Raw genomic sequence first — 18,920 nt, forward strand, 5'->3', positions numbered from 1 at the left:
CACGCAGAACCGTGCTTGCGGCTCTGGACCCCGTCGTGCGCCGGGGTGACGCGAAGGGACCGGCGCAAGATTAGTGCACCAGATCCGGGATGCGCGCGAAGATCTCGGTCGTGAAGTCGCTCAGCAACCCGAGGATCATCGCGCCGAACACCATGATCGACACCGCGACGACGATCAGCTTCGGGACGAAGCTCAAGGTCTGCTCGTTGATCGAAGTCGCGGCCTGCACCATCCCGAGGATCAGCCCAGACAGCAGCGCCGGGATCAGGATCGGCGCGGAGACCAACGCCAGTACCCACATGGTCTGGTTGGCGACGGTCAGGAAGTAGTCGGCGTCGACGAGCGGTTGCATGGCGGTGTCACTCTTCTCTCTTCGTCATTCCCGCAAAGGCGGAAATCCAGACGCGCAGGTCCGTCGATGGAGGCGATACGTCGGAGATTCTGGATCCCCACCTGCATGGGGATGACGAAAGGCTAGGTGGCAAAACTGTTCGCCAGACTGCCCATCGTCAGCGCCCAGCCATCGACCAGTACGAACAACAGCAGTTTGAACGGCAGCGAGATGATCGTCGGGCTGAGCATCGCCATGCCGAGCGCCATCAGCACCGTCGCGACGACGAGGTCGATGACGATGAACGGCAGGAACAGCAGGAAGCCGATCTGGAACGCGGTCTTGAGTTCCGAGGTGACGAACGCCGGCAGCAGCACCGAATAGGGGATGTCGTTAGGCGTGGCGTATGGGCCGGATTTCGCCATTTGCGCGAACATCGTCACGTCCTTCACGCGCGTCTGCTTCGACATGAAGGCGTGGAGCGGCGCGGCGGCGGTCTGAATCAGCTGCGTGCCGTTGATCCGTCCCTGCGAATAGGGCTGGATCGCGGTCGTGTTGATCTGGTTGATCGCGGGCGCCATGATGAAGAAGCTGAGGAACAGCGACAGGCCGATCAGCACCTGGTTGGGCGGGGTCTGTTGCAGGCCCATCGCCTGCCGCAGGATGGACAGCACGATGATGATCCGCGTGAAGCTGGTCATCATCAGCACGATGCCCGGCAGCACCGTGAGCAGGCCCATGATGATGAGCACCTGCAGCGACAACGACAGCGAGCCGTTGTTGTTCTGCGCGCCCGCATCGCCGCGCGACAATTGCCCGAGCGCGCGGTCGACCGCGTCGCCGACGCCCGGCGCGGGGGCGGCCTCGGCACCCTGCACCGCCGGCTGCGCCGGGGCGGGGAAGTTCTGCGCCAGCGCCGGCATCGCGACGCAAAGCGCCACGACGATGGCGAGCAGCGCGAGGATCAGGTGCGACCGCTTGCCGGCGGTACGTGCGCGGATCAGCGTTCCGGTGTGCATCGCCGAGGTGTTCACTGTGCCGGCTCCACGGGTACGCGCACGTCGGAGCGGTCGATCAGTGTCACGCCCGCGCGGTTGACCGAGACGAGCAGGCGACGCCCCTCGAAATCGACCACCGCCAGCTTGACGCCGGGCGAGATCATCATCGTCTCGCGCACCGCGATGCCGCGCGTCGCCGGCTTGCCGGGCATCCGCGCCTCGAGCCGGCGCCAGAGATACAGGCAGCCGATCATCAGCCCGCACACCAGCGGGAGCATGACGACGAGCTTCAGAATATAGGTCCACATCATCGCGTGCGTACCCCTCAGCCGCGCTTCTCGGGCGAGACCAGTTCGGTCATCTTGACGCCGTAGCGCTCGCCGACGGTGACGATCTCGCCGCGCCCGATCAGCGTGCCGTTGACCAGCACGTCGAGCAGCTCGCCCGCCTGCCGGTCCAGCTCGATCACGCTCGATTCGCCCAGTGCGAGCAGTTCGCGCAGCGACAGGGTGGTCGAGCCGATCTCAACGGTCAGCTTGACGTCGACGCCCTGCAGAAGCCGCAGGTTGGCGGCGACGGCGGCGTCGATCGCGAATCCGCCGGTCATGTCGTTCATTGCAGGGGTCCTTCGAACTTTGAAATGCGGATGGCCGCGCGGCCGTTGGACGTGCCCACGGTGCCCAGCCCCAGCGCCATCCCGCCGACCACGATCGGCACGTCGGCGCCGAAGCTGATCGGGATGATGTCGCCTTCCTTGAGATCCATGAGCCGCGAGAGCGGGATGGTCGGCTCGGCGAGGACCGAGCGGACCGGAAATCGCACGCCCATCGCCGCGCGCGTCAGCTGGGTGCGCCACTCGGCGTCGACCTCGCTGGGCTTGGCGACGACCTTGCCGGTCAGCGCGACGGTGTGCGGCTTCAGCGTCGCGACCGGATAGAGGATGTCGACGAACGCCGGTTTGGCGCTGCCGCGCGCGATCGCGAAGCGGGTGGCGATCACCACCTCGTCGGCCTCGACGCCCGGGATCATGCTCCCGCCCAGCTCGAACGGCTCGGCGGTGAAGCGCGCGCGCGCCAGCGGCTCCCATGCGGTTTCCAGCGCGCGCGCCAACGCCTTGGCGATGCGCGCGACGATCACGTCGCAGGCGGGCGTGAACTCGAGCGCGAGCACCGGCGAGACGTCGCCGGTGCCGCCGAAGAACAGGTCGATGATCTCGACGACGAACTGGCTGTCGATAACGCACAGCGTCGGGCGCCCGTCCATCGACAGCGGCAGCCACGCGGTCAGCTTGTCGCCGCGCGCCGCGCGATAATCGGCGAGGCGCAGCACCTCCAGCGGCTCGGCCCAGGCGCGCGTTTCGGCACGCCAGTAACCCTCGAACGTCTGGCGCACGCCACGGGCGGCGCGCGCTGACAGATGCTGCAACGTGTGCAGATCGCCGAACGGATGCAGTTTGGCAGGCGCAGCCGTTCCTCCGCCCAATGCGGCAGCGGTGCCGATCGGGGTGCCGGAGTCGAGCCCGGCGTCGGTGGAGGTGCGCCTGTTAACCATGCACGTTCACTGAACCACGAAAGTGGTAAAGTAGACGTTACTGATCCCCCCAAACCCCTCCTTATCGCGCAGAACCTGGTTGATTGTTGCGACGAGCCGCTTCTGGAGCTGCGCCTTGCCGGCACCGGTGAACACCTGATCCTCGGGCGTGTCGCCCAGCGTCAGCAGAATCGCCGAGCGAATCGCGATGTCGTTGGTCTTAAGATTCGTGATGACCTTGTCGTCGTAGGGCGTCGATACCGCGAGCCCGATCTGGATGAAGTGCACCGAATCCTGAAGGTTGGAGGTGAACTCCTTCTCCATCGCGAAATAGTTGGAGGCGTAGGGCTCGCCGCCATGGCCCTCGGGGGTCGGCGCGCCGTGCGCCTCGCCGCCGCCTTCGCCACCCTCGCCGCCCTCGGCCGCCGCCTCGCCGCCGTCGTGACCGCCCTCGCCACCTTCACCGCCTTCGCCACCGGCGCCGGGATGCTTTTGCTCGCTCTTCGGGACGAGCTTGGGCTTGTTGGGATCTTCGTGCGCGGCTTCCTTGCCGCCGCCGCCGCCGCCGCCGACCATCCCCGAGCCCGCGGCATACAGACCGGCGCCGACGCCACCGCCCAGCAGGACGATGACGCCGACGGCGCCGATCACGATCATCTTCATTTTGCCCTTTTTCTTGGGCGCGGCGTCTGCGGCCGGAGCGTCACTCATCGTTCGATTCCCTCAATCACGCGAGTCGTTGGTCGGTGTCGTCGGCGTCCGCGGTGGCGGCGCGACGGGCGGACGGCGGCGCGACCGGAACCGGCGCGGCGCGTTGCTGCTGTTGTTGCTGCGATGGCTGGCGGTCGCCCTGGGCGGTCGTGCCGCCGGACTGGGCGTGGTGGAGCTTCAGCCCCCGCGCCTCGGCCATTTCGGTGAGGCGGGGCTGCGCATCGGCGAGCATCGCGCGCGTCTCCGGCTGTTCGGCGGTCAGCTGGACCTGCACCGTATCGCCCTCGCGGCGCAGCGCGACGTCGATCGCGCCGAGCGCATCGGGAACGACGCGGATGCGCATGTCATTGGCATCGGCCATGTCGCGCAGCTTCTCGATGTGCTGGATCATCGCGGCGGGCCAATGCGGCTGGCGCATGTCGAGCGTCTGTTGCTGCGCCTGCCCGGTCGCGGTGACGGCGGCGGCGGAGATCGCCGCGGTCGCCTGCGGTTGAGCAACCGGGGCGGTCGGATCGGCGGGGCGGGCGCGGTCATCGGCGGTGACGGCACGGTGAATCGCCTCGGCGAAAGTGCGTGCGGCGGACGCGATCACCGGCGCGGGGGCGGGATCGAGCGCGACCGGTACCGGCGCGGGCGCGACGCGTGCGGTTTCGTGAGGCGCCGGTGCCGCCTCGCCCGCGATAATAGGCACAGGCGTGTCGGCAACGGGCGCGTCGGTGGCCGGCACGGACGCGACCGGTAGCGGCTGCGGCGCTGCGGGTGACATAAGCGACGGCGTTGGGGAGGCAATCGCGAGCGGTGCCGATGCCGGAGCGGCGCCGCTCGCGGGCTGGGGCGTGACGGGCGTGATGACCGGGGCGTCGACGCGGACCGGGGCCGCGCTGGCGATCACCGGCGTCGGCTGCGCGGGTGTGGCGACCGGCGCGGATCCCGGCCTTTCGACGCGTGGCGGTGCGATGTCGCTGCGCGGAGTCGCCACGCGGGGTGTCGGTGAGGTGATCGTTTCGACCGCATGACGAGTCGCCTCCTGGCGCGGCGCGTCGACGATGACGGCGGCTGCGACCGGCGCATCGGGGGCGAGCGACGGTTGTGCGACCGGGACCGCTTCGACCGCCGCAGCCGACGACGGCACCGGTGCCGCGGCCTTTGCCGGCGGCGTGAGAGGCGTGAGGCTGGCTGCGGTGCGCGCGGGCGCGACCGACACCGGCGCGAGGGCGGCGGGGGCCGGCACGGCAGCTTCATTACGCTGCGGGGTGGCGGGAACGTCGATCGGGCGCGGGGATGCGGCTTCCGCCGGCGTGAGGGTCGCCGGGGCGGGGGTTCGGATAGCCTCCTGACGCGCGGCATCGGTGATGATCGCCGCCGCAGTGTCGGCGTTTACTTCAATGACCGGTGAAGTCGGCTCGCGGGTGACGCGCGGCGTGGTGACGGCCGCGACCGGTTGCGGCTGCGGCTGCGCGCGTGGTTGGGCCGGTGGCTGAGCCTCGACGCGCGGACCGCTGCGGGGGGAAGGTGGCGCTTCGGCGGCGGTTGGCTGTTCAAGCACCGTCGGCTCCACCGTCCGGGATGCCGGCGGGGGTGCGCCGCGCGCCGGATCGGCGATCGGCGTGGGAGGCGGGGCAACGGCCAGCGTGGAAGCAATCCTGGGGGAGGGCTCGCGGTTCGGCGTGGCGGCATTGGTGGCGCCGATCGTGGCGCTCGCGTCGGACGCGCCAGCGTCCGCAGCGACGAGCGGCGTCGCTGCACCGCGTGACGGGATGACAGGTGCCATTGGAGAGGAGGTACGGGCAGTGTCGACCGTGAGCGCGACCGCCGGCTGGTTGGGCGCCGTATCGGGAGCCGGCGCAGCCGGAACCGCAATCACCATCGCGACGGTCGATGGCGCGCCGGCGAGCACGGGAGCGGCCGGCGCGTCATGATCCTCGTGGATCGCCGGCGTGGCGTCCTCGGCGGCGTCGGGGAGCAGGTCGACGTTGTCGCTGCCCGGCACCTGCACCGGTACGTCGGGCGCGACGATCCGCAGCCGCGGTCGCACGGTCGCTGCCGGCTGGTCGGGCAGCGCATCGGTGACGACCGTTTTCGGTGTCGGGGCGGTGGCGACCGCAACCGGTTTCGCATCGAGGGTGACAGGGGAAACCTCGGGCAGGACGAGCGCGGGTGGCGGCGGCGGCACCGGAACCCCGGTTGCATCGGCGAGCCACGCCAGCGCGGCCTCACCGCTCGGCAGCACGGCCCCGACCAGCGGCAGCCCGGTGCCGGAGCCGGCAAGATCCTGCCGCCCCGTGTCAGCCGTCACGGGCGCGACACCGACAGCAACACCGTCGCCGCAGCCGGGCAGCACCAGCTTCAGGAAGTCGCCGGTCGTGCCCGCCACACCCGGCGTCGGAGAGGCCGCGCCCGGCAGCATCGCGCCCGGTGCCGTCGTCAGGAGAAGGCTTGCGATCGTGGTCAAGGGTCAGGCCGCTTTCGTGGACAGGGTTCGCCGGCCACGCTGCAAAGAGCGTGCCGTTTACTTCTTGGGGCGCGCGGGCACGTCCTCCAGCGCCTTCATCTCGGCGCGCAGATCGGCGGCGTGCTGGCGCTCCATCAGCTTTTCGACCGCGCTCTGATCGCGCCGCGCGCCGCGGGTCGCCTCGGTGCTGCGCTCGACCTGCGCCTCGGCGGCGCGGACGCGGTTCATCGCCGCTTCCGCCGAGCGGTGCAGCCGCTCGCGGAAATGCGCAGTCGCGGCGAGGTTGGCCGCGCCGGCAAAGGTGGAGGGGGAAGGGGCGACCGCATCGGCGAGCTGCGCGATGCGCTGCGCCAATTGCGTCTCGCTGGTCAGCTGCGCCTGGGTGCGGGCCTCGTCGGCGCGCGCCAGCCCGAGCTGGAGCGTGCGGACGCGGTGCAGGCGCTTGAGCCGCTTGGCGTCAGGCATCGCCGAAGACGCCGACCAGCTCCATCTCGGCATCCGCCAGTGACACCATCTGGTGCGTGTCCTGGCGGATGAACTCCATGATCGCGGGCTGATAGGCGATGGCGGCGTCGATCGCCGGATCGCTGCCGCTGCGATACGCGCCCATCAGCACCAGGTCGCGGTTTTCCTCATAGGTCGCCAGATGGCGGCGCAGGATGCGTGCGGCCTGCTGGTGATGCTGCGGCACGATGTCGTTCATCACGCGGCTGATCGACTTGGAAATGTCGATCGCGGGATAGACCGCGCGCTCGGCCATCGCGCGGCTCAGCACGATATGGCCGTCGAGGATCGATCGCGCCGAGTCGACGACCGGATCGTTGCCGTCGTCGCCGTCCGCCAGCACGGTGTAGATGCCGGTGATCGAGCCGCCGGTGTTGACGTCCGACCCGGCGCGCTCCAGCAGATTGGGGAGCATCGCGATCGCCGACGGCGGATAGCCGCGCGCCGACGCCGGCTCGCCCAGCGCCAGACCGATCTCGCGCCCGGCGTGCGCGACGCGGGTCAGCGAGTCGATGATGAGCAGCACGCTCTTGCCATCGGCGCGGAACGCCTCGGCGATCGCGGTCGCGCGCAATGCGCCGCGGATGCGGAGCACCGGCGAATGGTTGGCGGGCACCGCAACGACGACCGAGCGCTGGCGTGCCTCGCCCGCGACCTTGGTTTCGAGAAAGTCGGCGACCTCGCGGCTGCGCTCGCCAATCAGCCCGATCACGACGACATCGGCCTGCGCCGCGCGCACCATCATGCCGAGCAGCACCGACTTGCCCACGCCCGACCCGGCCATGATCCCGACGCGCTGGCCCTGGCCGACGGTGAGCAGCCCGTTGATCGCGCGCACCCCGACGTCCATCGGCGCGAGCACGCGGCCACGGTCGAGCGGCGACTGCATGTGCCCGGCGAGCGGCCAGCGCCCCGCGCCGCGGATCGGGCCGAGGCCGTCGATCGGCTGGCCCGCGCCATCGACGACGCGCCCGAGCATCGCCGCGCCGACCTCCGCCTCGCCCGGCGGGCCGAGTGGACGGACCGGTGCATTGGGGAGCAGGGCGGCGGGGCCGCCGAGATTCATCATCAGCGTGCGGCCGTTGCGGAAACCGATCACCTCGGCCTCGACCTGCTGCCCGCCGTCCGCGCCGATCTTGCACACGGTACCGACCGGCAGCGACAGGCCGACCGCTTCCATCAACAGGCCGTCATAGGACGACAGCCGTCCGGCGACGCGCGGCTTCGGCCGCGATCCGGCGAGGGCGAGCGTGCCGAGGTAATCCTCGGCGAACCGGTTCAGCACGCCGGCACCGCCGCGCGCTCGATGGCGGTGGAAAGCTGGTCGAGCCACATCGCCGGCCCGTCCTCGACGATCGTCGATGCCGCCTCCATGACGAAGCTGCCAAGTTCGACGCTCTCATCGGCGACCGGGAAGATCGTGCCGGGCAGGCGACCCTCGAGCAGCGGCAGATCCTCCGGATGGACGCGCAGCATCGCCGCTTCGCTGGCGTCGGCGAGCAGGTCGGTCGCGGCCTCGACGCGCGCGGCGAGCAACGGCGCGGACACGCCGATCTCGCCGACCAACTGCGTCACCAGCATCGTGACGGTGCGGCGCAGCGCCTCGGCCAGTGCGACGCGGTCGATCGCGCCGCCGGCCTTCATCGCCTTCGCGACCGCCTCCAGCAGCTCACGCTCACGCGAGACCACCGCATCGGCCGCCATCGCGGCGTCGGCGAGCCCCTCGTGATAGCCGGCGATCCGCGCCGCCTCGATCTGTTCGACGCACGCGGGTATCGGGGCGTCGGCATCCAGCATGTCCCAGCCGGCGGTTGGATCGGCGTCCGGATCGGCGGGTGAGAAATGGCGCGGCTGGTCGCCCGCCGGCACGTCCGAGCTTTCGTCCGCACCGGTCGGGGCGGGCGAGCGGGCGCCGAACGCCTGTTCGATCCGCGCGATCAGGTCCGCGGGCGTGAAGCCCGGCGCGATGTCGGAGCGCGCGCGCGTGCGGCTGAGCGCGGCGGCGTCCGCGCGCGAGGGCATACCACTGACGAAATCCGCCTCAGACATAATCGTCGTCGCCTGCTCCCAGGTTGATCGTGCCGTCCTTGGCGAGGTTGCGGGCGATCTGGATGATCGCCTTCTGCGCCTCGAGCACCTCGCTCAGCTTCATCGGCCCGCGCGCTTCCATATCGTCGCGGATGCCCGATGCGGCGCGTGCCGACATGCAGCCGAGAATGCGGTTCCGCGCCGTCTCGTCCACGCCCTTCAGCGCGCGGCCCAGCGTATCGCCGTCGACGTTGCGGATGAGCGTGCCCAACCCCTTGTCGTCCAGCTCCAGCAGGTTGTCGAAGACGAACATCGCCTCCTCGATCTGCCGCGCGATATCGCGATCCATCTTGAGCAGCTTGGGCATGACACGCTGTTCGGTCGACTTGCGCGCGCCCTGCAGGATCTTCGCCGCCTCGCGCGCGCCGCCCAGTTGCAGCGCGGTCGAGGACGCGCCACCGCCGCCGCTCGCACCGCCGCCGCCGGTGCGGCTGGCGATCAGCGTCCGCAGCGCGTCGACCGCGTCGGGGGTGATCGGCCCCAGCCGCGCGATGCGGTGCAGGATGTCGGGCTGCGTCAGCTCAGGGAGCAGTTCGAGCACCTGGCTGCCGATCGACGGATCGAGATTGGCGATCATCACCGCGCAGATCTGCGGATGCTCCTTGTCGAGCATCGCCGCGATTTCCTTGGCATCCAACCAGTCGAGCAGGTCGATCTCGCACACCGCCTCGGCCGGGGTGATCTGCGCCAGCACGCTTTCCGCCTTGTCGCGGCCGAGCGCACGGGTCATCACCGCCTCGACCTTCGGGCCGGGGTTGAAGGTGATGCCGGTCCGCTCGCGCGCCTTGCCGACGAAATCGTCGAGCACCAGCTCGACCTCCTCCTCGCTGACGTCGGCGACCGCGAACATCGCGGTGCCCAGCTTGCGGACCTCTTCGGGGTCGAGCTTCTGGAGAATCGCGGCGGCCTCTTCCTCGCCGACGAGCATCATCAGCACCGCGGCGCGTTCGACGCCGGTAAAGATCCGCGGGGCCGTGGCGACCTCGCTCACGGCTTGGCGTCCGCGACCAGCATGTCACGCACCGCCAGCGCCGCGCGCGCCGGGTTGTCGCGCGTGAAGCCGCGCACCGCGTCGATCCGCTCCTCGTAGCTCTGGCTGGTCTCGATCTGGTCGAGGCTGACCGGCGGCTGGACCGCGATCTGCTCGCCGTCTTCGCCCTTGCCCTCGCCCGCCTCGCCCGATGCATCGGTCAGCGCCGCGCCGTTGCCCTTGGCACCGTCCGCCAGCGCGGCGGCATCCTTGGCACTGGTGGCATCTTCGCGCTTCTTCATCAGCGCCTTGGCGATCGGGCGCACGCCGAGCAGCAGCACCAGCAGCGCGATGACGAGCGCGGTCAGGTTGCGCGCGAGCATCGGCACCAGCGCATTGTCGTACCATTTCGGCGCGGCTGCCGCATCGGCGCTCGCATCGGCGAACTTGCGGCTGATGACAGTGACATTGTCGTTGCGCGCCTGGTCGAAGCCGACCGCGCTCTTCACCAGATCGTTGATCTGCTGGATTTCCATCGCGGTGCGCTTGGTCTTCTCCGGGTCGCGCAGCAGCACCGCGACCGACAGCCGCTTGATGTTGCCCGGCGCGGCGCGCGTGACGGAGACTTCCTTGTTCAGGTCATAGGCGCGCTGGAACGCGTCGGTCTGCTTGGCCGGATCGGGCGCGGGGCCGCCAGCGGCGGGCTGTGCCGGGGGCGTGCCCGGGTTGCCGGTCGCGGGCTGCGGCGTGGAAAGCTGCGAGGCGGGCGGGGGCGTGTTGCTCAGCGCGCCGGGAATGCCGCCGGGCGGCGCGTTGGTCGCCATGTTGCCGGTCCAGTTGCCGGTCTCGGCGCGCAGCCGGCCTTCCTTGTCGTAGCTCTCGCGGGTCGCGCTGGTCTCGTCGAGATTGACGTCGGCCTGCACTTCGGCGGTAAAATTGCCCGCTCCGACCAGCGGCGTCAGCAGCTGGATCAGTTGCTGGCGGTATTTGTCCTCGACGCGACGCTGGAACTCGATGCGCTTGTCGTTGGCGCTGTCGGGGCCGTCACCCGACTTGGTGAGCAGCCCGCCCATCTGGTCGACGATCGTGACGGCGTCGGGCTTCAGCCCCGGCACCGACGAGGCGACCAGGTTGACGATCGACTGGACCTGCGCGTCGCTCAGCGAGCGGCCGCCCTGCAACTTGACCACCACCGACGCCGACGGCGCGGCATTGTCGCGCACGAACACGCTCGCCTCGGGCATCGCGAGATGGACGCGCGCCTCGGCGACTGCGTCGATCTCCTGGATCGAACGCGCCAGTTCGGTTTCGCGCGCCTGGCGAAGGCGCTCGCCCTCGACCGCGCGGCTGACGCCCATCGGCAATTCGTCGAGGATCGCGTACCCGCCCGGCGCCGCCTTGGGCAGGCCCTGTCCGGCGAGCAGCAGCCGCGCCTTGGAGAAATCCTCCTCGTTGACGGTCAGCGTGCCCGCCGAATCGTCGATATGGCTGGGGATGTTCGCCGCCGACAGCGCGGTGGTGACCGCCGCCTTGTCCGAGTCGGGCAGCCCCGAGAACAGCGTCTTCTGCGGCGGGGTCGACAGCGCCGACCAGGCGAGCCCGGCCGCGCCGATCAGCCCGATCATCAGCGCCATCGGTCCGGCGCGCCGCACGGCGGGCTGCGCCATCACGCCTTGGATCTGGCGCAGCGGATTGGCGAACTTCTCGGGCACCAGCGTGACCGGCACCGGGTTCTGCGGGGTGAGAGCGTTGCTCATATCAGACCGGCATGCTCATGATGTCCTTGTACGCGGACAGGATCTTGTTGCGGACCTGCAAGGTCGCCTCGAAGCCGACCGACGCTTCCTGACGCGCGAGCATCACCTTGGCGATGTCGACGGTCTCGCCGCGTTCGTACTGCTCCGACAGCGCCGAGGCCTTTTGCTGACCGTCGTTCACCTTGGCGATCGCCGACTGCATCGTGTCGGCGAAGCTGGTCGCGTTCGCCGCGCCGCCCGCCGCCGGGGCAGGGGCGGCCGAGGCCGCGCCGCTGGTGCGGTTCAGCGCGGCGTTGCGCTCCAGGATCTGCGCGCGCAGCGCCATCACCCGGTCGACGCCGCCGACGCCTCCGATCGCGCTCATGCCGAGAGCATCCGGCTGGTGCCGGCGGCGAGATCGTCACCCTGTTCGCGCGCCTTGGCGAGGCGGTAGCGGAGCGTCCGCTCGGAAATGCCGAGCCGCTTCGCGGTCTCGATCCGGCTGCCGCCGCACGCCGCCAACGTCTCGCGGATCGCGGCGAATTCGGAGAATTGCACAACCTGCCCGAGCGTATTGTCATCACCGCTGTTGGCGGGCGCGAGGCGCGGCGCGGCCGGACGATCGAACACGATGTGATCGGCCTCGATCGTATCGCCGGCGGCGAAGAGCAGCGCACGCTGGATGACATTTTCCAGCTCGCGGACGTTGCCTGGCCAGTCGTAGCCGACCAGCTTCTCGATCGCCGCATCGCTTGGCCACGGCACCGGACGATGGCCGGCGTGGCGCAGGATCATCGTCGCGGCGAGCGCGGGAATGTCCTGCGTCCGCTCGGCGAGCGCGCGGGTCGACAGCGGGAACACCGACAGGCGGTAGTAAAGATCGGCGCGGAACCGGCCCGCGGCCACCTCGGCCTGAAGATCGCGGTTGGCGCAGGCGACCACGCGGACGTCGACCGCCTGCGGCATCGTCGCGCCGATCGGCACCACCTCGCGCTCCTGCAACACACGCAGCAGCTTGGCCTGAAGGTTGAGCGGCATCTCGGCGATCTCGTCGAGCAGCAGCGTGCCGCCGTTGGCGGCGCGGAAGAAGCCTTCGCCCCCCGACGATGCGCCGGTGAACGCGCCCTTCTGGTGGCCGAACAGCATCGCCTCCAGCATCGTCTCGGGAAGGGCTGCGCAGTTGATCGCGACGAACGGGCCGTCGCGGCGCGACGAGTTCAGGTGGATGGTGCGCGCCAGCACCTCCTTGCCGGTGCCGGTCGGGCCGTTGATGAGCACGGTGATGTCGGCCTGCGCGACGCGCTCGGCCAGCGCGAGCAGCGCGAGCGACTCGGGATCGGCGGCGGTCGGCAGTTCCGGCCCGCCGATCAGCGCGCGCGCGAAGGCGTTGCCGACGGCGGCATCCTCGTGGCCATAGGCGATGCGCGCCGGTTGTCCGTCGCGGAACGGGATCACCTCGCGACCGGCGTTGCCGACGATCAGCGTGCGCGCCGGCGCGGGCACCGCCTCGCCGTCGGCGACCAGATAGGCGACGTTCGGCTGCGGGCGGACGGCGGGGGCCTGCACCGCAAAGCCCTGCGCGCGCAACGAGGACACGAGCGTCAGGTGCGCGCGCTCCACGGTGGCTGTCGGCATGATCGAACGCATGGCGAGAAATTCCCTCGAATCAGTGAAAGCGTGATGCGGCCGTGCTGGTTAACGCGCGGTATAGTTGCCGCTTTGCCGGCAGGTTTTTTCCGGGCGCGGGGAGCGCCCGCGCGCGCGTACACGGAGGGGAAGTGGGGAGAAGCCCGCGGACGGCGGTCGCGAAAATTCGTGCGAGAAAAGCGCTAAAGGTCCGTCGCGGGCAGCCGTTTGATGCGATGACGGCACGGCCACCTGCTCATTCGGGGGCGGCGGGACGGGCCGGTAAATGGAGCTTTTCCCATGACCGTGATCAACACCAATACCTCGGCAATGCGCGCCACCAACGCCTCGACGATGGCGAGCAAGTCGCTGGCGACCTCGATGGAGCGCCTGTCGACCGGCAAGCGCATCAACTCGGCGAAGGACGACGCCGCCGGCCTCGCGATCGCCAACCGCATGGCGAGCCAGACGAAGAGCATGGCGATGGCCGTCCGCAACGCCAACGACGGCATCAGCCTGGCGCAGACCGCCGAAGGCGCGATGGGCGAAGTCACCAACATGCTGACCCGCATGAAGGAACTGGCCACCCAGTCGGCCAACGGCACGCTGAAGGATACCGACCGCACCGCGCTGCAGTCGGAAATGACCCAGCTCACCGCCGAAATCGGCAACGTTGCCAAGACGACCTCGTTCAACGGCGTCAACCTGCTCGACGGCAGCTCGGACAACGTCAAGCTGCAGACCGGCATCAACGCCGACCAGACGATCTCGATGAAGCTGACCGACACCCGCGCCTCGACGCTGGGCCTGACCGCGCAGGTCAAGAGCACCGCCATCTCGGCGACCGCGTTCGCCGCTCCGGCCGGCACGCCGCCGGTTCCGAACATCACGATCAATGGCCAGGACATCGGCGCGGTCGCCGCGACCCCGAAGGACGCCAAGGCGATCGCTGCCCTGGTGAACGCGCAGACGGCCAACTCGGGCGTCACCGCGACGGCGAAGAACAGCGTCACCGCCACGGTCGGCTCGATCAGCACCAACGACGTGCTGACGATCGGCGATGGAACGACCAACACTGCCGTCACGATGACCAGCAGCGAGAAGGATGCGAACTCGCTGGCGGCCAAGATCAACAGCACGCTGAGCAACGTTGCCGGTAACCAGATCACCGCGGGCGTCGACAGCGACGGCAAGCTGACGCTGACCAGCAAGGACGGCAGCAACATCTCGTTCGCCAACACCACCGGCAGCATCATCACCGGCGCCAAGGACTCGCTGGGCACCACCGATCTGACGCCGACCGGCACGACGGCCAGCGTTGGCCGCGGCACGGTGGCGCTGGAAGGTTCGGGCGGCACCGGCGTCACGATCGGCGGCGCGGATCCCTCGAAGGCGGGCTTCACGGCCGGCAGCACCTCGGCGATCTCGATCTCCTCGCAGACCGGTGCCTCGGCAGCGATGGCGGTGATCGACGGCGCGCTCGACAAGGTCTCGGCGGCGCGTGGCACGATGGGTGCGGCGCAGAACCGGCTGGAATCGACGGTCAACAACCTGACCACCACCGCGACCAACCTGTCGGACGCCAAGAGCCGCATCGAGGACGCCGACTTCTCGACCGAGACGACCGCGCTCGCCAAGGCGCAGATCCTCGGCCAGGCCTCGACCGCGATGCTGGCGCAGGCCAACCAGTCGCAGCAGGGCGTGATGAAGCTGCTCGGCTAAGTCCGGCAGCCGATCACCGGCCTCTCGCCCCCGATCAGAGCGGGGCCGGTGCCGGACACGAAGACCCCCGTCAGCCGGATGGCTGGCGGGGGTTTTCGCGTTGATGAGCCACGAGGCCCGATCCAGCACCGTCGCCGCTGCGCCGACGGCGGCCCATGGCTGTATCGTCCGGGGGAGCGGCTAGACACAGGCGCGCCGTTCCCGGCGTCGGCGTTGCGCGCAACGAAACAGAGATAGGCCCCTGCCTCCGCAGGGGCGCCGGTGGAGGGCGAGGAGGTCGCCTTTCAGATGGAACCGTCGATCCACAATGCCGTGCCCACGCTCGCCCCCGCACCGCATACGAAAACCCCGGCGACCGCATCCGGCCACCGGGGTCCAAGTCATTCTTCGTCCGACACGGTCAGATCGTCGGGATTGTCGTCCGGCTCGCCGGCGGGCAGGTCGTCCGGGGCATCGCTGCCGTCGGGATCGCGCTGGTCTTCGCTCAGCGCGGGGTGGCTGCGGGGTTCGGTCATCGCTTCCTCCTCCTGATCGCCGCAACAACGCACGGCCACCGGCGAAGGTCGCACGATCAGCGCTGCAACATCGCCTTCTTCAGCTTGGCGTGCGCCGCGCTCTTGATCTGGCAGACCCGCGCCGCGCCGATCCCGAGCACCTGCCCGATCTCCTCGAGGTTCAGTTCCTCGACGTGATAGAGCTGGATCACCAGCTGCTCACGCTCGGGCAGCGCCGAGATCGCGGCGATCAGCCGGTCGCGTGTCTGCGTTTCGGCGAGCTGCTCGAAGGCGTCGGGCTCGTTGCTGGCGAACCACGGCTGGTCGTCGGCATAGACCTCGTCGATCGACTCATATTTGATCGCCTCGGCGGCGGCGTATTCGGTGCGCAGCTTCTCCGGCGTCACTTCCAGCCGGGTCGCCAGCTCGCGCTCGGTCGGTGCGCGGCCATATTCGTGGCTCAGCTGGTTGACCGCGCGGGCATATTCGCGCTTCCGCCGGATCGCGCCGCGGGTCATCGCGGCGTGGCGGCGGAGTTCGTCGATCATCGCGCCGCGCAGGCGAGTGACCAGATATTGCTTCAGCGTCACCTGTCCGCGATCCTCGAAGGCGGCGACCGCCTCGACCAGCGCGACCAGCCCGACCTGCACCAGATCCTCGACCTCGATCGCGGTCGAAACCGAGCCATGGACGTGCCACGCCAGCCGGCGGACCAGAGGGAGATGCTCGCGCACCAGCGCATTCTCGTCGCGCGCGCGTACGCGCGGCTTATAGGTGAGTGGCGCGCCGTCGATCGGCTGCGTGACGGGCTGGGCGGCGGTGAACGCCTGCGGCATCGGTTCCGCGCTCATGCCGCCAGCGCCTGCTGCTGCGGCTGGTTGCCGATGATCGCGACGACCTCGACGGCCTTGTCCTCGGGGACTTCGAAGAAGCTCATGACGGGCGTATCCGGTAGAACGGTGCGGATGAGTTTGCGGATGGCGACGCGAATCGCGGGCTGGACGACCAGCGCGAACGGCTTCGCTTCCGCGATGAGCGGCTGGGCCGCGGCTTGCAGCGCGTCGACGATGCGACGGCCGAGTTCGGGTTCGATGACGTGGCGGCCGGGATCGCTGCGCGCGGCCTGGCCGAGCAACTGCTCCAGCCCGCCCTCCAGCGTCATCACGCGCAAGGGTTCGCGCGCGCCGGCCAGCTTGGCGATGATGAGCGAGCCGAGTTCGGGGCGGATCAGCTCGATGATCTCGACCGGATCGACGCTGCGCTGCGCGGCGATCGAGATCGCGGCGGCGATGCGACGGAACTCGCGGAGCTGGATGCCTTCCGACAACAGTCCCTTGAGCACGGTCGCCAATGAGGTGAGCGGCAGCGGCGCCAGTGCGGCGACCAGATGCGGCGCACGCTCCTTCAGCTCGTCGAGCAGCGCCTGCACCTCGTCCGCGCCCAGCAGGTCGCCGGCATTGGCGCCCAGTGCATGGTTGAGGTGCGTGGCGATCACCGTGCCCGAGTCGACGACAAGATAGCCTTGGCCGGTCGCGACATCGGCGTCGCCGGTCGCGATCCAGGTCGCGTCGAGCCCGAAGGTTGGGTCCTTGGCCTTCTTGCCGATCAGCTCGCCAAAGCCCTGGCCGGTGTCGAGCGCCAGCATCTCGTCGGGCGAAACCTGATCCTCGCCGACGCACACGCCGCCCAGCATCACGCGATAGGTATAGGGTGCGAGATTGATGTCGTCGCGGACGCGCACCTGCGGCACCACGAAGCCGAGTTCCTTCGACAGCTGGCGGCGCACGCCGGTGATCCGGCCCATCAGCGGCGCACCGCGACGCTCGTCGACCAGCGGGACCAGCCCGTAACCGATGTCGAGGTTGACCAGCATCGTCTCCGACACTTCGTCCCAGCCGATCTTGGAGGGATCGGGTGCCTCGACCGGCGGCGGCGTCTCGACGATCGCCGGACGCTTGGCGATCTGGTGCAGCTTCCACGCGGCGAACCCGGCGGCGGCGGCGAGCGGCAGGATGACGAAGTGCGGCATTCCCGGCAGCACGCCGAGCAGCGTCAGGATCACCGCCACCGGCGTCCAGGTGCGCGCCGAGCCGAACTGGCTGCCGATCTGGCCGGCGAGATCCTTCTCGGACTTGACGCGGGTGACGATCGCGGCGGCGGCGATCGAGAGCAGCAGCGCCGGCACCTGTGCGACCAGCGCGTCGCCGATCGCGAGCATGGTGTAGGTCTGCGCGGCCTTGGCGATCGTCAGCGAATGGCTGACCGGGCCGAGGATCAGGCCGCCGACGATGTTCGCGGCGAGGATCAGCAGGCCGGCGACCGCGTCACCCTTCACGAACTTCGACGAACCGTCCATCGAGCCGTAGAATTCGGCCTCGGTGGCGACGTCGACGCGGCGCTTCTTGGCTTCGTCGGGCGTGATCAGCCCGGCGTTGAGATCGGCGTCGATCGCCATCTGCTTGCCGGGCAAGGCGTCGAGCGTGAAGCGTGCCGACACTTCGGAAACGCGGCCCGCGCCCTTGGTGACCACGATCAGGTTGATGATGACGATGATCGCGAACACGAACAGGCCGACGACATAGTCGCCGCCGATCACGAACGAACCGAACGCCTCGATGACGTGCCCCGCCGCCGCCGAACCGGTGTGGCCGTGGACCAGCACGATCCGCGTCGAGGCGACGTTGAGGCCGAGCCGGAACAGCGTCGCGAACAGCAGCACGGTCGGGAAGGACGAGAAGTCGAGCGGCTTCTCGGCGTTCAGCGCGACCATCAGCACCGCGAGGCTGATCGTGATGTTCATGATGAAGAACACGTCGAGCAGGAAGGCCGGGATCGGCACGACCATCAGGACGACGAGCAGCAGGATCGCGGCGGGCAGCGCGCCTTGGCGCACATGGGCGAGGATCTTCATCTTTTAGCGCCCCAGCCCGGCGAGCATCATATACGCGAGCCGTGCATTGTCGGGCGAGGGGCGCAGCAGGCTGGCGCCCGTGCTGCGCTGGCCAAGCGCCGACTTCGCCCAGTCGAGCGCGTCGGTCGCGCTCTGCCCGGTGCCGGTGACGACGGTTGCGTCCTCGCCCATCGCCAGCGCCTGCGCGGCGAACTGCCACTGGTTGTTCGCCTTGGCGGTCGCGGCGGCATCCGATCCGTCGCCGAGCTTGTCGGCGAAGCGCTGGTAGACCTCCGACAGCGAACGGGCGGAGCCGTCGCGCTCGAAGAACACGCTGCGGTTCGCGCGCGCCGCGGTCGGGAACACCGCCGCCGCGCTGCGATCGGGATTGCTCTGCATTGCCGACAGGAAGGTGCGCGCGCCGCCGATGCCGAGGAAGTGCGCCATATAGAGGTCGGTGCCGGTCGCCTCGCGCCCCGTTACCGCCTCGATCGCGCCCTTGTTGTCGCTGGCGTGCTCGGCGGCCATCAGCGCGGAGACTTCCGGGTTCTTGCGCAGCGCGAGGATCGCCTCGCGGTTACCGCCCGAAACGGTGTAGCGCCCTCCCGACTTCTGGATGCTGTCGGCGGCCCAGCTCAGACCGTGCTCGCCGCCATGCTGCTTGATGACCGCCAGCCAGCTCTGGTCGAGGAATTGGTACAGGCCGGTTGCGGACGAGGTGCCCGAGCGCGCATTGGCGTTCAGCCCGCTTTCCAGCCGCGCCTGACCCATCAGGTAATCGAAATCGACGCCAGTGCGCTGCGCGGCGCGCTGGATCGCGGACGTGACCCGCTGGGTGGCAGAGGTGATCGTGGCAACGGTCATGCCA

At 69.5% G+C, this 18,920-nt stretch carries 19 protein-coding genes; 1 reads left to right on the forward strand and 18 read right to left on the reverse strand.

Translation table 11 applies throughout. The features are described from left to right. Nucleotides 1-70: 70 nt before the first annotated feature. The 14 genes from fliQ to ACI2JO_RS08775 form a co-directional block, all read right to left on the reverse strand. Entirely contained in the window at nucleotides 71-352 is a 282-nt protein-coding gene (fliQ, locus tag ACI2JO_RS08710; RefSeq protein WP_028967499.1) for a flagellar biosynthesis protein FliQ, read from the reverse strand. A 122-nt stretch (nucleotides 353-474) separates the two neighbouring features. Next, the gene (gene fliP / locus ACI2JO_RS08715) at nucleotides 475-1,350 is read right to left on the reverse strand and encodes a flagellar type III secretion system pore protein FliP (RefSeq protein WP_404720363.1); all 876 of its coding nucleotides are present in this window, start codon (nucleotides 1,348-1,350) and stop codon (nucleotides 475-477) included. 11 nt (nucleotides 1,351-1,361) lie between these two features. Next, entirely contained in the window at nucleotides 1,362-1,640 is a 279-nt protein-coding gene (locus ACI2JO_RS08720) for a flagellar biosynthetic protein FliO (RefSeq protein ID WP_404720247.1), read from the reverse strand. 14 nt (nucleotides 1,641-1,654) lie between these two features. After that, nucleotides 1,655-1,945, reverse strand: a complete 291-nt coding sequence (fliN, locus tag ACI2JO_RS08725) for a flagellar motor switch protein FliN (protein WP_028967502.1) — start codon at nucleotides 1,943-1,945, stop codon at nucleotides 1,655-1,657. Further along, entirely contained in the window at nucleotides 1,942-2,880 is a 939-nt protein-coding gene (locus ACI2JO_RS08730; protein ID WP_404720248.1) for a flagellar motor switch protein FliM, read from the reverse strand. Before ACI2JO_RS08730 ends, fliN begins: the two co-directional genes overlap by 4 nt. Nucleotides 2,881-2,886: 6 nt before the next feature. Continuing rightward, nucleotides 2,887-3,570: a flagellar basal body-associated protein FliL gene (fliL, locus tag ACI2JO_RS08735; RefSeq protein WP_404720249.1), complete on the reverse strand. Its 684-nt coding sequence runs from the start codon at nucleotides 3,568-3,570 to the stop codon at nucleotides 2,887-2,889. 16 nt (nucleotides 3,571-3,586) lie between these two features. Further along, a complete protein-coding gene (locus tag ACI2JO_RS08740) occupies nucleotides 3,587-6,022 on the reverse strand; it encodes a flagellar hook-length control protein FliK (protein WP_404720250.1) in 2,436 nt (811 codons plus the stop codon). A 57-nt stretch (nucleotides 6,023-6,079) separates the two neighbouring features. Then, complete coding sequence (locus tag ACI2JO_RS08745) at nucleotides 6,080-6,487, reverse strand: hypothetical protein (RefSeq protein WP_404720251.1); 408 nt, start codon at nucleotides 6,485-6,487, stop codon at nucleotides 6,080-6,082. After that, a complete protein-coding gene (locus ACI2JO_RS08750; protein WP_404720252.1) occupies nucleotides 6,480-7,811 on the reverse strand; it encodes a FliI/YscN family ATPase in 1,332 nt (443 codons plus the stop codon). The genes ACI2JO_RS08745 and ACI2JO_RS08750 overlap by 8 nt, the downstream gene beginning before the upstream one ends. Continuing rightward, entirely contained in the window at nucleotides 7,805-8,575 is a 771-nt protein-coding gene (locus ACI2JO_RS08755) for a flagellar biosynthesis protein FliH (RefSeq protein ID WP_404720253.1), read from the reverse strand. The genes ACI2JO_RS08750 and ACI2JO_RS08755 overlap by 7 nt, the downstream gene beginning before the upstream one ends. Next, on the reverse strand, nucleotides 8,568-9,605 hold the full coding sequence (gene fliG / locus ACI2JO_RS08760) for a flagellar motor switch protein FliG (RefSeq protein ID WP_404720254.1): 1,038 nt from the start codon (nucleotides 9,603-9,605) through the stop codon (nucleotides 8,568-8,570). Before fliG ends, ACI2JO_RS08755 begins: the two co-directional genes overlap by 8 nt. After that, on the reverse strand, nucleotides 9,602-11,341 hold the full coding sequence (fliF, locus tag ACI2JO_RS08765) for a flagellar basal-body MS-ring/collar protein FliF (RefSeq protein WP_404720255.1): 1,740 nt from the start codon (nucleotides 11,339-11,341) through the stop codon (nucleotides 9,602-9,604). The genes fliG and fliF overlap by 4 nt, the downstream gene beginning before the upstream one ends. A gap of 1 nt (nucleotide 11,342) precedes the next feature. Next, nucleotides 11,343-11,705, reverse strand: coding sequence for a flagellar hook-basal body complex protein FliE (fliE, locus tag ACI2JO_RS08770; protein ID WP_335309829.1), 363 nt, complete (start codon nucleotides 11,703-11,705; stop codon nucleotides 11,343-11,345). After that, nucleotides 11,702-12,967 (reverse strand): sigma-54 interaction domain-containing protein, encoded by a 1,266-nt coding sequence (locus tag ACI2JO_RS08775; protein ID WP_404720256.1) that lies wholly within the window; start codon nucleotides 12,965-12,967, stop codon nucleotides 11,702-11,704. Before ACI2JO_RS08775 ends, fliE begins: the two co-directional genes overlap by 4 nt. A gap of 279 nt (nucleotides 12,968-13,246) precedes the next feature. On the opposite strand from ACI2JO_RS08775, the gene ACI2JO_RS08780 reads away from it, so the two are divergent. Continuing rightward, nucleotides 13,247-14,668, forward strand: a complete 1,422-nt coding sequence (locus ACI2JO_RS08780; RefSeq protein ID WP_404720257.1) for a flagellin — start codon at nucleotides 13,247-13,249, stop codon at nucleotides 14,666-14,668. Between the two features lie 380 nt (nucleotides 14,669-15,048). On the opposite strand, the gene ACI2JO_RS08785 is transcribed toward ACI2JO_RS08780, so the two are convergent. Genes ACI2JO_RS08785 through ACI2JO_RS08800 form a run of 4 tightly spaced genes read right to left on the reverse strand, consistent with a single transcriptional unit; the run spans nucleotide 15,049 to nucleotide 18,916 of the window. Continuing rightward, nucleotides 15,049-15,183, reverse strand: coding sequence for a hypothetical protein (locus ACI2JO_RS08785; protein WP_404720258.1), 135 nt, complete (start codon nucleotides 15,181-15,183; stop codon nucleotides 15,049-15,051). Nucleotides 15,184-15,239: 56 nt separating this feature from the next. Beyond that, entirely contained in the window at nucleotides 15,240-16,013 is a 774-nt protein-coding gene (locus ACI2JO_RS08790; protein ID WP_404720259.1) for a sigma-70 family RNA polymerase sigma factor, read from the reverse strand. Beyond that, nucleotides 16,010-18,073 (reverse strand): flagellar biosynthesis protein FlhA, encoded by a 2,064-nt coding sequence (gene flhA, locus ACI2JO_RS08795; RefSeq protein ID WP_404720260.1) that lies wholly within the window; start codon nucleotides 18,071-18,073, stop codon nucleotides 16,010-16,012. The genes ACI2JO_RS08790 and flhA overlap by 4 nt, the downstream gene beginning before the upstream one ends. Nucleotides 18,074-18,076: 3 nt before the next feature. After that, a complete protein-coding gene (locus ACI2JO_RS08800; RefSeq protein WP_404720261.1) occupies nucleotides 18,077-18,916 on the reverse strand; it encodes a transglycosylase SLT domain-containing protein in 840 nt (279 codons plus the stop codon). Nucleotides 18,917-18,920 lie beyond the last annotated feature (4 nt).

It is taken from the genome of Sphingomonas sp. NPDC079357 (assembly GCF_044901155.1).
Lineage (GTDB): Bacteria > Pseudomonadota > Alphaproteobacteria > Sphingomonadales > Sphingomonadaceae > Sphingomonas.

What these genes read in the sequence shown, in the direction of transcription:
- fliQ (WP_028967499.1), bottom strand. Translation starts at nt 352, where the DNA reads ATGCAACCGCTCGTCGACGCCGACTACTTCCTGACCGTCGCCAACCAG.
- fliP (WP_404720363.1), bottom strand. Translation starts at nt 1,350, where the DNA reads ATGCACACCGGAACGCTGATCCGCGCACGTACCGCCGGCAAGCGGTCG.
- ACI2JO_RS08720 (WP_404720247.1), bottom strand. Translation starts at nt 1,640, where the DNA reads ATGATGTGGACCTATATTCTGAAGCTCGTCGTCATGCTCCCGCTGGTG.
- fliN (WP_028967502.1), bottom strand. Translation starts at nt 1,945, where the DNA reads ATGAACGACATGACCGGCGGATTCGCGATCGACGCCGCCGTCGCCGCC.
- ACI2JO_RS08730 (WP_404720248.1), bottom strand. Translation starts at nt 2,880, where the DNA reads ATGGTTAACAGGCGCACCTCCACCGACGCCGGGCTCGACTCCGGCACC.
- fliL (WP_404720249.1), bottom strand. Translation starts at nt 3,570, where the DNA reads ATGAGTGACGCTCCGGCCGCAGACGCCGCGCCCAAGAAAAAGGGCAAA.
- ACI2JO_RS08745 (WP_404720251.1), bottom strand. Translation starts at nt 6,487, where the DNA reads ATGCCTGACGCCAAGCGGCTCAAGCGCCTGCACCGCGTCCGCACGCTC.
- ACI2JO_RS08755 (WP_404720253.1), bottom strand. Translation starts at nt 8,575, where the DNA reads ATGTCTGAGGCGGATTTCGTCAGTGGTATGCCCTCGCGCGCGGACGCC.
- fliF (WP_404720255.1), bottom strand. Translation starts at nt 11,341, where the DNA reads ATGAGCAACGCTCTCACCCCGCAGAACCCGGTGCCGGTCACGCTGGTG.
- fliE (WP_335309829.1), bottom strand. Translation starts at nt 11,705, where the DNA reads ATGAGCGCGATCGGAGGCGTCGGCGGCGTCGACCGGGTGATGGCGCTG.
- ACI2JO_RS08775 (WP_404720256.1), bottom strand. Translation starts at nt 12,967, where the DNA reads ATGCGTTCGATCATGCCGACAGCCACCGTGGAGCGCGCGCACCTGACG.
- ACI2JO_RS08780 (WP_404720257.1), top strand. Translation starts at nt 13,247, where the DNA reads ATGACCGTGATCAACACCAATACCTCGGCAATGCGCGCCACCAACGCC.
- ACI2JO_RS08785 (WP_404720258.1), bottom strand. Translation starts at nt 15,183, where the DNA reads ATGACCGAACCCCGCAGCCACCCCGCGCTGAGCGAAGACCAGCGCGAT.
- ACI2JO_RS08790 (WP_404720259.1), bottom strand. Translation starts at nt 16,013, where the DNA reads ATGAGCGCGGAACCGATGCCGCAGGCGTTCACCGCCGCCCAGCCCGTC.
- flhA (WP_404720260.1), bottom strand. Translation starts at nt 18,073, where the DNA reads ATGAAGATCCTCGCCCATGTGCGCCAAGGCGCGCTGCCCGCCGCGATC.
- ACI2JO_RS08800 (WP_404720261.1), bottom strand. Translation starts at nt 18,916, where the DNA reads ATGACCGTTGCCACGATCACCTCTGCCACCCAGCGGGTCACGTCCGCG.